Genomic DNA, 13,715 nt, shown 5'->3' with positions numbered 1-13,715 from the left:
CCGAAAAGCAAATGTGGGAGCGGGCTTGCTCGCGAATGCGGTGTGTCAGTCGCCGACGCTTTGTCTGACCCACCGCATTCGCGAGCAAGCCCGCTCCCACAGTTGATCTCCTTTGTTTTGAGATCGGTGTACGCATGACCCAGCACTACCAGCAACTCATGAATTCAGACGGGAGCGGTTATGGTTGATCGGCACGACTACGTGGCCCTCGAATGGGTCAAGGGCGAAATTGCCGAAACCCTGAAACAGGCCCGCTCGGCGCTGGACGCCTATGTTGAAGAAAGCAGCAGCGAGGCCATCGGCCAGTGCCTGGAATGCATCCATCAGGTGCATGGCAGCCTGTTGATGGTCGAGTTCTACGGCGCGGCCCTGTTCGCTGAAGAAATGGAACAACTGGCCCTCGCCCTGCAAGGCGCGCGCGTCAGCCAGCGCGACGAAGGCATTCGCCTGCTGCAACAGGGCCTTGGCCAACTGCCGCTGTACCTCGACCGCGTACACAGCGCCCGGCGCGACCTGCCCCTGGTGGTGCTGCCGCTGCTCAACGACCTGCGCAGCGTGCGCGGCGAAAGCCTGCTCTCGGAAACCAGCCTGTTCAGCCCGCAACTGCTGGTGATCCCGCCGCTGCCCGAAGACGCCCTGGCCCAGCGCACGCCAGAGGATTTCCCCGAACTGCTGCGCCAGTGGCGGCAGATGCTGCAACAGGCGCTGGTCGGTTTGCTGCGCGAAGACCACGGCCCCAGCAACCTGGAAGACATGGCGCGGGTCTTCGCCCGCCTCGAAGCCCTGTGCCATGGTGCGCCGCTGTTACCGTTGTGGCAGGTCACCTCGGCGCTGGTGGAAGGCATGCTCATTGGCGTGGTTGCCAATAGCCCGGCGTTGCGCAGTTTGCTCAAGGCCTGCGACAAGCAACTCAAGCGCCTGCTGATCCAGGGCATCAACGGCATCAACACCCCGGCCCCGGATGAGCTGCTCAAGAGCCTGTTGTTCTACGTCGCCAAAGTCACCCGACCGACTCCACGGATGCAAAGTTTGAAAGAACGATATGGCCTCGATGAAGCTTTGCCCGACAGCGCCGTGGTGGACGCCGAACGCGCCCGCCTGGCCGGCCCGGACCGCGACGCGATGGGCTCGGTGCTCGGCGCGTTGTGCGAGGAGCTGGTGCGGGTCAAGGAACGCCTGGACCTGTTCGTACGCAGCGACCGTCAGCACGCCTCGGACCTTGAGGCGTTGCTGGCGCCGCTGCGGCAGATCGCCGATACCCTCGCCGTATTGGGCTTCGGCCAGCCGCGCAAAGTGATCATCGACCAACTGGCGGTGGTACTCGGCCTGGCCCAGGGGCAGCGCGAACCCAACGATGCGGTATTGATGGACGTTGCCGGTGCGTTGCTCTACGTCGAGGCCACGCTGGCCGGGATGGTCGGCACTGTCGAGCCGGAGCGCCGCGAAGAAAGCCGCCTGCCTACCACCGACCTGACGCAGATCCACCACCTCGTCATCCGCGAATCCTGCCAGTGCCTGACACAGGCCAAAGAGCTGGTGATCGACTGCATCGAGGCCCATTGGGACCGCCAGCGCCTGGAGTCGCTGCCCGAGTTGCTGACCCAGGTGCGCGGCGCGCTGGCGATGATTCCGCTGCCCCGTGCGGCGAGCCTGATGCGTGGCTGCAATGACTACGTCAACGAGCAACTGATGGTCGGCGATGCCGCGCCTTCCGAGGCGCAGCTTGAGCATTTTGCCGATGTGCTCACCAGCCTCGAGTACTACCTGGAACGCATGCTTCAGGACCACGACGCCCCGGGCGAACGGGTGCTGGAAGTCGCCGCTGAAGGCCTGGCCGCGCTGGGCTATTTGCCGGCCGAAAAACCCTGGCGCCAGGCACTGCTTGAGCAGGGTGATACGCCCACGGAGCAAACCCCGTTCCTCGCCGATGCGTTGGCCAGCCCCACCTCGCGCCTCAACCCGCCGGCACTCCAGCGTCCCGGCAGCCTGCTGCCGCCGCCCGCCGGTGAAGAAGCCATCGATGATGAACTGCGGGAAGTCTTCCTCGAAGAAACCGCCGAAGTTCTCGACGTGCTGCATCGCTATGTGCCTGCCGGCACCGCCAGCCTGGAAGACAAGGCCACCCTGAGCGAAATGCGCCGCGCCTTCCACACCTTGAAAGGCAGTGGCCGCATGGTGCGCGCCCTGGTGTTGGCAGAGCTGGCCTGGGCCGTGGAAAACCTGCTCAACCGCGTGCTGGAGCGCAGCGTCGCGCCGGGCCCGGATGTGCAAGCAGTGCTGGATGACGTGTTGGAATTGCTGCCGGAGCTGATCACCGATTTTGCCGACAATGCCCAGCGCCAGCGCGATGACGTAGACGAACTGGCGGCGCGGGCGCACGCCCTGGCCAGCCGTGTCGAAGCGTCGGCCACAGACCCGGCCGCCCTGGACCCGCAGTTGCTGGAAATCTTCCGCAACGAAGCCCAGAGCCACCTCGACAGCCTCAACCGCTTCCTGCAACAGGCCACCGAGCACCTGCCGCTGCAAGTCAGTGATGACCTGCAACGCGCACTGCACACCCTCAAAGGCAGCGCCTATATGGCCGGTGTGTTGCCCATCGCCGAACTGGCGCGCCCGCTGGATCACCTGACCCGCGAATACAAGGCCCACCGCCTGCCGCTGGACCTGGATGAAATCGAATTGCTGCTGGAGGCCGAAGCGTTGTTCCAGCGCGGCGTGCGCCAGCTGGACAGTGACCCTCACGCGGCCATCAATGGTGCAGCAGGGCTGATCGAGCGCACGCAAAACCTGCTGAACAGCCAGCTTGAAGCCTTGCTGAATGCGCCCAACACCGGCCTGCGGATCAAGCGCGACCCGCAGTTGATCGCCAACTTCCTGGCCCAGGGCATGGACATCCTGCTGGACGCCGAAAGCCTGCTGCGCCGCTGGCAACAGCACCCCGGCGAACGCCAGGAACTGAGCGCGCTGCTGGACGAACTGACCACCCTCGGCGAAGGCGCGCACCTCGCCGACCTGCACCCGATGGACGAATTGTGCGAAGCCTTGCTCGACCTCTACGGCGCAGTGGAAGAAAGCAGCCTGGCGGTCAGCGAGCGCTTCTTCCACGAGGCCGAACAGGCCCACGAAGCCCTGATCAACATGCTCGACCAACTGGCCGCCGGCCAGGAAATCAGCGCGGCGCCGGCCCGGGTACGCGCCCTGCGCGAGCTGCTGGATGAAGGCCTCGACCCGTCCGCCACCGGCTTGATCAAGACCGATGGCAGCCGCGCGCTGAGCATCTCCGAGCTGGGCGCCGCTACGGCGACGCTCGACCAGAGCTTCGCGGTGGATGACGAGATCGTCGAGATCTTCCTTGAGGAAGCGGTGGACATCCTCGACAGCGCCGGCCAGTCCTTGAAACGCTGGCTGCTGGACCCGGATAACGCAGCGCCGCTGTCATCGTTGCAGCGGGATTTGCACACCCTCAAGGGTGGCGCGCGCATGGCTGAAATCGGCGCAGTGGGCGACCTGGCCCTTGAGCTGGAAAACCTTTACGAAGGTTTGGTGGACCGGCGCTACAGCTATTCCAGCGAGCTGGCCAATGTGTTGATGGCCAGTCATGAGCGGCTGGCGCTGTTGCTTGAGCAACTGCAACACCAGCAACCGTTGAGCGACTCCTCCGACCTGATCAGCCACTTGCGTGAGTTGCGCCAAGGCACCGGACAAGCGGCGCCCGCAGCGGCCGCCGAAGTCGAGACGCCGGGCAGTGATCCCGAGCTGCTGGATATCTTTCTCGAAGAGGCCGCCGACATCCTCGACAGCTCCGGCGCCGCGCTGTTGCGCTGGCAGGCCGAGCCGAAAAATCGCCAGGAAGTCGAGACACTGCTGCGCGACCTGCACACCCTCAAAGGCGGCGCTCGCATGGTCGAGATCGGCCCGATTGGCGACCTGGCCCATGAGCTGGAGTTTCTCTATGAGGGCTTGTCGGCAGGTTTGCTGGCGCCCTCGGCGGAGCTGTTCGCCTTGCTGCAAGGCTGCCACGACCGCCTGGCGCAGATGATCGATGCGGTGGCGGCGGGCATGCCGGTGGGCTCGGTGGACCTGCTGATCGAGCGCATCAAGAGTCTGGTGCGTCCGGCTGAAGTGACGGACGCACCGCTGGCGTTGACGGCAACCAAAACCGAGGCGGTGCCGGCCAGCGATCCGGCCGCCGACATGGTGAAGATCTCTGCCGACTTGCTGGATGACCTGGTCAACCTGGCGGGTGAAACTTCGATCTTCCGTGGGCGTATCGAGCAGCAGGTCAACGATGCGAGCGTTGCCCTCAACGAGGTGGAAACCACCATCGAGCGTATGCGCGATCAACTGCGCCGCCTCGACACCGAGACCCAGGGCCGCATCCTCAGCCGCCAGCAGGCCGAGGCCGAACGCCTGGGCTACGAAGAATTCGACCCGCTGGAAATGGACCGCCATTCCCAGTTGCAACAACTGTCCCGGGCCTTGTTCGAATCGGCTTCCGACCTGCTCGATCTCAAGGAAACCCTCGACCGCCGCAACCAGGATGCCCACAACCTGCTGCAGCAACAGGCGCGCATCAACACCGAGTTGCAGGAAGGCCTGATGCGCACGCGCATGGTGCCCTTCGAACGCATGCTGCCACGGCTTAAACGCATCGTGCGGCAGGTGGCGGGCGAGCTGGGCAAGGACGTGGAATTTATCGTCGGCAATGCCGAAGGCGAGATGGACCGCAACGTGCTGGAGCGCATGGTCGCGCCGCTGGAACACATGCTGCGCAACGCCGTCGACCACGGCCTGGAATCCCGCGATGCACGATTGCTGGCCGGTAAACCCGAGAAAGGCCGCATCACCCTGGATTTGACCCACGAAGGCGGCGACATCGTTTTCGACATGCGCGACGACGGCGCCGGCGTGCCGCTTGAAGCCGTGCGGCGCAAGGCGATCAAGCGTGGCTTGCTCGACCCCAACCTGGAAATCAGCGACCGCGACGTGTTGCAGTTCATCCTGCAACCGGGGTTTTCCACTGCCGAAAAAATCACCCAGATTTCCGGGCGTGGCGTGGGCATGGACGTGGTGCATGAAGAGGTGCGCCAGCTGGGCGGCTCGATGGTCATCGACTCGACGCCGGGAGAGGGCGTGCACTTTCGCATTCGCCTGCCGTTCACCGTGTCGGTCAACCGGGCGATGATGGTGCAGTGTGCCGACGATCAATACGCGATCCCGCTGAACACCATCGAAGGGCTGGTGCGGGTCATGCCCCATGAGCTGGAAGGGCACTATCAGCAGGACCCGCCGCGCTACGAATACGCCGGCCAACGCTACGAACTGTTCTACCTCGGCGACCTGCTGCACACCGTCGGCCGGCCGAACCTGCTGGGCCAGTACCAGCCGCTGCCGGTGCTGCTGGTGCAATGCAACGAACGGCGCGTGGCGGTGCAAGTGGACGCCATGGCCGGCACCCGGGAGATCGTGGTCAAGGGCCTGGGGCCGCAGTTTGCCGGGGTGAAGGGCGTGTCTGGCGCAACCATCCTTGGCGATGGCCGCGTGGTGCTGATCATCGACCTGATGGCGCATATCCGCGCCCGGCCACCGGCGTTGCCGGCCCAGGCGGCGGACGCTCCGTTGATCCTCAACGACCCGCTGAAAAAGCGCCCGCTGCTGGTGCTGGTGGTGGACGACTCGGTCACCGTGCGCAAAGTCACCAGCCGCCTGCTGGAGCGCAACGGCATGAACGTGCTCACCGCCAAGGACGGCATCGACGCCATGGCCGTGCTGGAAGAGCACACCCCGGACCTGATGCTGCTCGACATCGAAATGCCGCGCATGGACGGCTTCGAAGTGGCCATCCAGGTGCGTGACGACCCGCGGCTGATGCGCATGCCCATCATCATGATCACCTCCCGCACCGGGCAAAAACACCGTGATCGTGCGATGGCGATTGGCGTCAACGACTACCTCGGCAAGCCTTATCAAGAGTCGGTGCTGCTGGAAAGCATCGCTTACTGGAGCAAGTCCCGTGCTTGATCACCGCGCAACTCAACTCACCGGCTTGCTGTTGCCATTGGCCGACCGTCACCTGTTGTTGCCCAACGTCGCCGTGGCCGAGCTGATCGACTTCCAGCGCGGCGAACCGGCCAGTGATGCGCCGCCGTGGTATTTGCGGCAGGTTACCTGGCGGGATCGGCAGTTGCCGTTGATCAGCTTTGAGGCCGCGTGTGGCGAGTCGGGCGTGGTGGGAGAGCGGGCGCGGATTGTGGTGTTGAACACCCTCGGAGGACGGCCGACGTTGAAGTTTATTGCGTTGGTGATCCAGGGGATTCCGCGTTCGTACAAGCTCGATAGCCAGTTGAGTTATGTGGACGTGCCGTTGTGCCCGCTGGAGTTGGCGGCGGTGCAGGTGGGGGAGCATGTGGCCAGGGTGCCGGACTTGATGGGATTGGAGGCGTTGTTGGTCGAGGCCGGATTGGCCTGAGCTACACATGTTGATGATCGTTCCCACGCTCCGCGTGGGAATGCAGCCTCGGACGCTCTGCGTCCAGCTGGCGATGCAAGGCTTAAGTCTCGCGCTGTGGTGACGCGGAGCGTCACGGGATGCATTCCCACGCAGAGCGTGGGAACGATCGCATCGGCGTGCGCTTTACGGTCGGATTTTTCCTGCAACCTCTCGCGCTGTGCATGAACTTGTTGTGCCATGTGATCGCGCCTAGTCTTCGTGCGTCATCGCAAAAAACGGTGACACGGACGTGCAAGTCCGACGAAACTGTTTAGGCGTACAAACGCCCAGCCATTCAACGGGCGTTTTTTGTGCTCGCTGCTTTATGGCGGCTGCGCGCAGGAGGTCTTCGGACCTGCTGGGTGTCCTAAACAGGCCCGGTCTTGCACACCTGCGCACGGTCGCCACCCTTATTCGCGTGCAAGCGAACGGTGGCGCTCCTTACTCATCTGTTTAGGAGTTTCATCATGTTCAAACCTACCCCCAATCCGCCCCACAGCGCTGAAATCGAACACCGCAAACTCCAGGCCGCCGCCGAGCGTGCCATGGATCATTACTTTCCGACTTCCGCTTCATCGTCACTCTTTACCGTCACGCCCTCTCAATCCACCGAAGCCCTGCTGGCCAACGCTTCTGAAACCTTTGCCTCACTCAACGCCCTGACTTCCAACCTGGCCTTTGAATTGGAAGGTTCCCAGCGCGGCGTGGTGCTGGCCATTCAGCAGATGAGTGAGCTGGGGCAGTTACTGGTTGATCAGGCGTTGGAGCAGGTGAGCCCAGCGGCGATGTGACGAAGTGGGATCGGTCCCAAAAAGGGACTGATCGTTCCCATTTTGGGACTTCTGCGCACGTTCTCCCGAACAGCGCTGAGCAAATGTGGGAGCGGGCTTGCTCGCGAATGCGGTGTGTCAGTACCCGATTTATCAACTGACCCACCGCATTCGCGAGCAAGCCCGCTCCCACATTTGAACTGTGTTGAGCCCGAGCCTCAGCGTTTGCTAATGAACCATTACTCCAATCGTAATGGTTCACCGCGCAGCTTGATTGATGCCCCCCCAATACCCTCCTAAGGTACAGCCCACGACAGCAAATCCCGTGGAGCGACCATGACAACAACAACTTCCCCCGACTCGCGCTGGACGCGGCGGCGCGATGAGAAGCAGCGCCGCCTCGCATTGGTGCGATCCTTCGCCGATGGCGCCGTGCTCCCCAGCGAGCGCATTGTCGAAGCCCTGGAAGCCCTGATCCTCCCCGGCGACCGCGTGGTGCTGGAGGGCAACAACCAGAAGCAGGCCGATTTCCTCTCGCGCTCCCTGGCCAAGGCCGACCCCGCCAAGCTCCACGACCTGCACATGATCATGCCCAGCGTCGGCCGCTCCGAGCACCTGGACCTGTTTGAAAAGGGCATCGCCCGCAAGCTGGATTTCTCCTTTGCCGGCACCCAGTCCCTGCGCATCAGCCAGTTGCTGGAAGACGGCCTGCTGGAAATTGGCGCGATTCATACCTACATCGAACTCTACGCGCGGCTGGTGGTGGACCTGATCCCCAACGTGGTCCTGTCGGCCGGCTTCATGGCCGACCGCGCCGGCAATATCTACACCGGCCCGAGCACCGAAGACACACCCGCGCTGATCGAGCCGGCCGCCTTCAGCGATGGCATCGTCATCGTCCAGGTCAACCAACTGGTGGATGACGTCACCGACCTGCCGCGCGTCGACATCCCCGCGAGCTGGGTCGATTTCGTGGTGGTCGCTGACAAGCCCTTCTACATCGAACCGCTGTTCACCCGCGACCCACGCCACATCAAGCCCGTGCATGTGTTGATGGCGATGATGGCGATCCGCGGCATCTATGAAAAACACAACGTTCAGTCGCTGAACCATGGCATCGGTTTCAACACCGCCGCCATCGAATTGATCCTGCCGACCTACGGTGAATCCCTGGGCCTGAAGGGCAAGATCTGTCGCAACTGGACCCTCAACCCGCACCCAACCCTGATCCCGGCCATCGAAAGCGGCTGGGTCGAAAGCGTGCATTGCTTCGGCACCGAACTGGGCATGGAGAACTACATCGCCGCCCGGCCGGATGTGTTCTTCACGGGTCGCGACGGCTCGCTGCGCTCCAACCGAATGTTCTGCCAGCTGGCCGGGCAGTACGCGGTGGACCTGTTTATCGGCGCCACCTTGCAGGTCGATGGCGACGGTCATTCCTCCACCGTTACCCGTGGCCGCCTCGCCGGTTTTGGTGGTGCGCCGAACATGGGCCACGACCCGCGCGGTCGCCGCCATGGCACACCCGCCTGGCTCGACATGCGCCACGACGACGCTCCCGAGGCCTTGCTCGAACGCGGCAAAAAGCTCGTGGTGCAGATGGTGGAGACCTTCCAGGAAGGCGGCAAACCCACCTTTGTCGAAACCCTCGACGCGGTGGAAGTCGCCCGCAAAAGCGGCATGCCCCTGGCGCCGATCATGATCTACGGCGACGACGTCACGCACCTGCTCACCGAAGAAGGCATCGCATACCTGTACAAGGCCCGTTCCCTGGAAGAGCGCCAGGCGATGATCGCCGCCGTGGCCGGGGTGACCGCCATCGGCTTGCGCCACAACCCCAAGGACACCGCACGCATGCGTCGCGAAGGCTTGATTGCGCTGCCCGAAGACCTCGGCATCCGCCGCACCGATGCCACCCGCGAGCTGCTGGCCGCCAAGAGCGTGGCCGATCTGGTGGAGTGGTCCGGTGGCTTGTACAACCCGCCCGCCAAGTTCAGGAGCTGGTAAATGTACGCACTCAAACTGCACGACCTGACACTGGCCGAACGCCTGGCCGACATGGCCGTCGACGCGTTGATCGATGAGGCGGACCTGTCGCCGAAACCCGCCCTGGTAGACCGTCGCGGCAACGGCGCCCATACCGATTTGCACCTCGGCTTGATGCACGCCTCGGCGCTGTCGCTGTGGCCGGCGTTCAAGGAAATGGCCGAGGCCGCTGTCGAATTTGGCGAAGTCGGTTTGCCCCTGCGTGAAGCCCTCGGGCGCATCGGTCGCGAAGGTGAACAGGCGATGCTCGTCACCACCAGCGGCGTAAATACCCATCGCGGCGCGATCTGGGCCCTCGGCCTGTTAGTCGCCGCTGCCGCACTGCAATCCGAATCCTGCACTGCCAGCGCGGTGACGTTGCGCGCCGCCCGCCTGGCCTTGCTCAACGACCGTTACGCACCGCAACCGCTGAGCCACGGCGCCCAGGTCGCACAACGCTACGGCGCACGCGGTGCTCGCGAAGAAGCGCAATTGGGCTTCCCGTCAGTGCTACAGCGCGGCCTGCCACAGCTGAAAAAAAGCCGCCTGCAACAACACGGCGAACAGAACGCGCGCCTCGATGCCTTGCTGGCGATCATGACGGACCTGGCCGACACCTGCGTGCTCTACCGCGCCGGTCCTGAAGGCTTGCAGGCCATGCAGCAGGGCGCCCAAGCGGTACTGGACGCCGGCGGCAGCGCAAGCCTCGCCGGCCGCCGCCAACTGCATGAGCTGGACCAGCAACTGCTGGCGCTGAATGCCTCCCCCGGTGGCGCCGCCGACCTGTTGGCCGCCTGCCTGTTTATCGACCGCCTCGACGGAGCGCTGTGATGGAAACCTTATCCTTTGAATTCCCCGCCGGGCAGCCCGCCAAGGGCCGCGCGCTGGTAGGTTGCGTCGGCTCCGGCGACCTCGAAGTGCTGCTGGAACCGGGCACCGCCGGCACCCTGACGATCCAGGTGCAGACCTCGGTGAACGGTGCGCAGCTGCGTTGGCAGCATCTGTTCGAACGGATCTTCCAGGAACAGACACCCCCCGCATTGAACATCGATATCCACGACTTCGGCGCCACACCCGGCGTGGTGCGCTTGCGCCTGGAGCAAGGCTTCGAGGAGATCGGTCATGACTGACTTGCTGAACAAACACAGCTTCGTCGAACTCGGCGCCCGGCAACGGGCCAAGGCCTTGCTCGACGCGGGCAGCTATCGCGAACTGATCGACCCGTTCCAGCGCGTCATGTCGCCGTGGCTGAGCCGCCAGGGCGTGGTGCCGCAGGCAGATGACGGCGTGGTGATCGCCAAGGGCAGCATCGCCGGCTTGCCGGTGGTCATCGCGGCCATCGAAGGCAATTTCCAGGGCGGCAGTCTCGGTGAAGTCGGCGGCGCAAAGATGGCCGGTGCACTGGAGTTGGCTGCTGAAGACAACCGCAACGGTATCCCTACTCGCGCGATCCTGCTGCTGGAAACCGGCGGCGTGCGCTTGCAGGAAGCCAACCTGGGCTTGGCTGCCATCGCCGATATCCATGCGGCGATTGTCGACCTGCGCCAGTACCAGCCGGTGATCGGCGTGGTGGCGGGCAGCGTCGGTTGTTTTGGCGGCATGTCCATCGCGGCAGGCTTGTGCAGTTATCTGCTGGTGACCCGTGAGGCGCGCCTTGGCCTGAACGGCCCGCAGGTGATCGAGCAGGAAGCCGGCCTTGAAGAATACGACTCCCGTGACCGGCCCTTCATCTGGAGCCTGACCGGCGGTGAGCAGCGTTTCAACAGTGGCTTGGCCGACCGGTATGTGGCCGACGACGTGGCGCAGATTCAGCAGCAGATCACTGAGCTGCTGCAACAAGGCTTGCCGGAAAACCAGCGCAGCCGTCAGGTTGATCACTATCTGGAACGCCTGGCCGCACTGAACGCCGAACCGCAAATCGACCCGGCGACGGTTCGCGATCTGTATCAGGGAGAACGCTCATGAGAGGTTTGCAGTGGTTCAACGCATTGAGCGGCGACGCAGCGCCAGTGAGCGGTTTGCCGAACTCGCTGAAAGTTGCCGACGGTGTGCTCGGTGATCAGCCAGTGCGCTTTATCGCGGTGGTCACCGACCCACAAAACCGCTTCCCTCGCGCTCGCAACGGTGAAGTCGGTTTGCTGGAAGGCTGGGGCTTGGCCAAGGCCGTTGATGAGGCGATCGATACCGGCGACAAGCGTCCGCTGATTGCCATCGTGGATGTGCCGAGCCAGGCCTACGGTCGTCGCGAAGAGGCCTTGGGCATTCACCAGGCATTGGCCGCCGCTGCCGACAGCTACGCCCGTGCCCGCCTGGCCGGTCACCCGGTGATCGCGCTGCTGGTGGGCAAGGCGATGTCCGGCGCCTTCCTCGCCCATGGTTACCAGGCCAACCGCCTGATTGCCCTGCGCGACCCCGGCGTGATGGTGCATGCCATGGGCAAGGCTTCGGCGGCGCGGGTAACCCTGCGCAGTGTTGAAGAGCTGGAAACCCTGGCCGCCAGCGTGCCGCCGATGGCCTATGACATCGACAGTTATGCCAGCCTTGGCTTGCTCTGGGAGACCTTGTCGGTCAGCCAGATCGAGCAGCCCACCACCGAAGATGTGGCGCGTGTCAGCGATTGCCTGGTGCAGGCGATCAAGGATGTGCAGGCCGGCGGTCGGGACCTGAGCGGTCGCCTGGGCGCCACTAACCGCGCCGCCTCCAGCCACGTGCGCCAACTGCTGCGGGAGCAATGGTGAACGCTCACGACTTGCTCTGGGGCATGACCCCGGCGCATGCGCCCGCTGATGCACCGGCCTGGGTGCTGGAAGCATTGGCCGCTGGGCATCCGGTGGTGGTGCGGCGTGCCGTCGCGTCGCCGGGCCAGGTAGCGGTGGGGGTACGCGGGCGCTTGCGCGAGCAGCGCTTCGCCGCCGTGATGCCGATGGCGGCGGTGCAGCGGCGCGTGGTGCCGGAAGACCTGCGCGGTGTGATCTCGCCAAGGGATTTGCCGGCGTTGCAGGCCCTCGCTCAGTTGCGACCGGTGCTGGCGGGAGAGAGTTGGGGCGTCACCGGCAGTGCGGGTTTCGAGTTGGCCAGCGGCGTCGAAGCGTTGCATGCCAAGAGCGATCTGGATTTGATTCTGCGCACGCCCGAGCGCCTTGAACGCAGCGATGCAGAGGACCTGCTGGCGATACTGGATACGGCGGTGTGCGCCGTGGACCTGCAACTGCAAACGCCTTTTGGCGCGGTCGCGTTGCGTGAATGGGCCGGTGGTTCGCGTCGCGTGCTGCTGAAAAATGCCGGTGGCGCGCAGTTGGTGCTCGACCCGTGGCAGGCCTTGGCATGAGCAGCCTCCTGGCATTCCCGGGGCAGGGCGCCCAGCGTCCCGGCATGCTCCAGCAACTGCCGCGTGCGGTGCTGGACGAAGCCAGTGCTGCCCTCAATGAGGATGTGCTTACCCTGGATTCTGCCGAAGCGCTGGCCTCGACCCGTGCCGTGCAGCTCTGCCTGTTGATTGCCGGCGTGGCCAGCGCGCGCTTGCTGGAACACACACCCGACTACGTCGCCGGCCTGTCCATCGGCGCCTATCCAGCCGCTGTAATTGCCGGCTCCCTGGACTTTGCCGACGCGCTGAAACTCGTCAGCCTGCGCGGCGAACTGATGCAGCAAGCGTATCCCCACGGCTACGGCATGACCGCCCTTATCGGCCCGGACCTGTCCACCGTCGAAGCCTTGCTTGCTCAGGTCCACAGCCCGCAAACCCCGGTTTACCTGGCCAATATCAATGCCGACAACCAGACGGTCATCGCCGGCAGCGATGAGGCCATGAAGGCGGTCGCCAATCTGGTGCGCGGCAACGGCGTCGCCAAACGCCTGGCCGTCAGCGTGCCGTCTCATTGCGTACTGCTGGAAAAACCCGCCGAGGCCCTGGCCGAAGCATTCGCCCAAGTGACACTGAAACCGCCGAGCATCACCTACCTGAGCAGCACCCGCGCCCGGCCGATCCACAACAGCGAACACCTGCGCGACGACCTCGCCTTCAACATGTGCCGCATCGTCGACTGGCGCGGCACCGTGCAAAGCGCCTTCGAGCGCGGTGTGCGCCTGCATATCGAACTGCCTCCCGGTGCCGTGCTTACGGGCCTCGCGCGCCGGGTGTTCGAGCAAGGCACCGTCATCGCCTTCGAAGGCGCCCGCCTGGACACCTTGCAGGCCTTGCTGCGAGAGGAGGGAAACCATCACCGATAGAGCTCCACCAAGGCTGATGCTGGTCGGTCAAGAGATAGAGCGGGTCACCAATGACCTGTGGCGAGGGAGCTTGCTCCCGTTGGAGTGCGCAGCGCTCCGAGGATTTCAGGGCCGCTACGCAGCCCAACGGGAGCAAGCTCCCTCGCCACAGGTACGGTATTCATCTTTATCGGATCGGCATTGCCGCCCAAGGCTTTCGA

The 13,715-nt window shown here is 64.2% G+C and carries 10 protein-coding genes; all 10 read left to right on the top strand.

The window, feature by feature from the left end:
• The first annotated feature begins 180 nt into the window (after window positions 1–180).
• The 10 genes from V6607_RS30835 to mdcH all read left to right on the top strand — a co-directional run bounded on the left by V6607_RS30835 (window position 181) and on the right by mdcH (window position 13,515).
• On the top strand, window positions 181–6,021 hold the full coding sequence (locus V6607_RS30835; protein ID WP_134327463.1) for an Hpt domain-containing protein: 5,841 nt from the start codon (window positions 181–183) through the stop codon (window positions 6,019–6,021).
• The gene (locus V6607_RS30830) at window positions 6,014–6,469 is read left to right on the top strand and encodes a chemotaxis protein CheW (protein WP_003213725.1); all 456 of its coding nucleotides are present in this window, start codon (window positions 6,014–6,016) and stop codon (window positions 6,467–6,469) included. The genes V6607_RS30835 and V6607_RS30830 overlap by 8 nt, the downstream gene beginning before the upstream one ends.
• Window positions 6,470–6,957: 488 nt before the next feature.
• Entirely contained in the window at window positions 6,958–7,281 is a 324-nt protein-coding gene (locus V6607_RS30825; protein ID WP_134327462.1) for a DUF6124 family protein, read from the top strand.
• Between the two features lie 315 nt (window positions 7,282–7,596).
• The gene (mdcA, locus tag V6607_RS30820; protein WP_023659312.1) at window positions 7,597–9,267 is read left to right on the top strand and encodes a malonate decarboxylase subunit alpha; all 1,671 of its coding nucleotides are present in this window, start codon (window positions 7,597–7,599) and stop codon (window positions 9,265–9,267) included.
• A complete protein-coding gene (locus tag V6607_RS30815; RefSeq protein WP_134327461.1) occupies window positions 9,268–10,116 on the top strand; it encodes a triphosphoribosyl-dephospho-CoA synthase in 849 nt (282 codons plus the stop codon).
• A complete protein-coding gene (locus V6607_RS30810) occupies window positions 10,116–10,415 on the top strand; it encodes a malonate decarboxylase subunit delta (protein ID WP_003216806.1) in 300 nt (99 codons plus the stop codon). The genes V6607_RS30815 and V6607_RS30810 overlap by 1 nt, the downstream gene beginning before the upstream one ends.
• Entirely contained in the window at window positions 10,408–11,250 is an 843-nt protein-coding gene (locus V6607_RS30805; RefSeq protein WP_102370090.1) for a biotin-independent malonate decarboxylase subunit beta, read from the top strand. Before V6607_RS30810 ends, V6607_RS30805 begins: the two co-directional genes overlap by 8 nt.
• Window positions 11,247–12,023 (top strand): biotin-independent malonate decarboxylase subunit gamma, encoded by a 777-nt coding sequence (gene mdcE / locus V6607_RS30800; RefSeq protein WP_102604128.1) that lies wholly within the window; start codon window positions 11,247–11,249, stop codon window positions 12,021–12,023. Before V6607_RS30805 ends, mdcE begins: the two co-directional genes overlap by 4 nt.
• Window positions 12,017–12,613 carry a malonate decarboxylase holo-ACP synthase gene (locus V6607_RS30795; RefSeq protein ID WP_102604129.1) on the top strand — a complete coding sequence of 199 codons (597 nt, stop codon included), beginning with the start codon at window positions 12,017–12,019 and terminating at the stop codon, window positions 12,611–12,613. The genes mdcE and V6607_RS30795 overlap by 7 nt, the downstream gene beginning before the upstream one ends.
• Window positions 12,610–13,515: a malonate decarboxylase subunit epsilon gene (mdcH, locus tag V6607_RS30790; protein ID WP_134327460.1), complete on the top strand. Its 906-nt coding sequence runs from the start codon at window positions 12,610–12,612 to the stop codon at window positions 13,513–13,515. The genes V6607_RS30795 and mdcH overlap by 4 nt, the downstream gene beginning before the upstream one ends.
• The last annotated feature ends 200 nt before the right edge of the window (window positions 13,516–13,715 follow it).

Source organism: Pseudomonas sp. KK18 (assembly GCF_037094675.1).
In the GTDB taxonomy this organism is placed as follows: Bacteria; Pseudomonadota; Gammaproteobacteria; order Pseudomonadales; family Pseudomonadaceae; genus Aquipseudomonas.
The sequence above is the reverse complement of the archived record's forward strand: the minus strand, read 5'-3'. Positions and strand labels throughout refer to the sequence as shown.

Excerpts from the sequence above, each read along its gene's own strand:
- V6607_RS30835 (WP_134327463.1), top strand. The coding sequence starts at position 181 with ATGGTTGATCGGCACGACTACGTGGCCCTCGAATGGGTCAAGGGCGAA.
- V6607_RS30825 (WP_134327462.1), top strand. The coding sequence starts at position 6,958 with ATGTTCAAACCTACCCCCAATCCGCCCCACAGCGCTGAAATCGAACAC.
- mdcA (WP_023659312.1), top strand. The coding sequence starts at position 7,597 with ATGACAACAACAACTTCCCCCGACTCGCGCTGGACGCGGCGGCGCGAT.
- V6607_RS30815 (WP_134327461.1), top strand. The coding sequence starts at position 9,268 with ATGTACGCACTCAAACTGCACGACCTGACACTGGCCGAACGCCTGGCC.
- V6607_RS30810 (WP_003216806.1), top strand. The coding sequence starts at position 10,116 with ATGGAAACCTTATCCTTTGAATTCCCCGCCGGGCAGCCCGCCAAGGGC.
- V6607_RS30805 (WP_102370090.1), top strand. The coding sequence starts at position 10,408 with ATGACTGACTTGCTGAACAAACACAGCTTCGTCGAACTCGGCGCCCGG.
- mdcE (WP_102604128.1), top strand. The coding sequence starts at position 11,247 with ATGAGAGGTTTGCAGTGGTTCAACGCATTGAGCGGCGACGCAGCGCCA.
- V6607_RS30795 (WP_102604129.1), top strand. The coding sequence starts at position 12,017 with ATGGTGAACGCTCACGACTTGCTCTGGGGCATGACCCCGGCGCATGCG.
- mdcH (WP_134327460.1), top strand. The coding sequence starts at position 12,610 with ATGAGCAGCCTCCTGGCATTCCCGGGGCAGGGCGCCCAGCGTCCCGGC.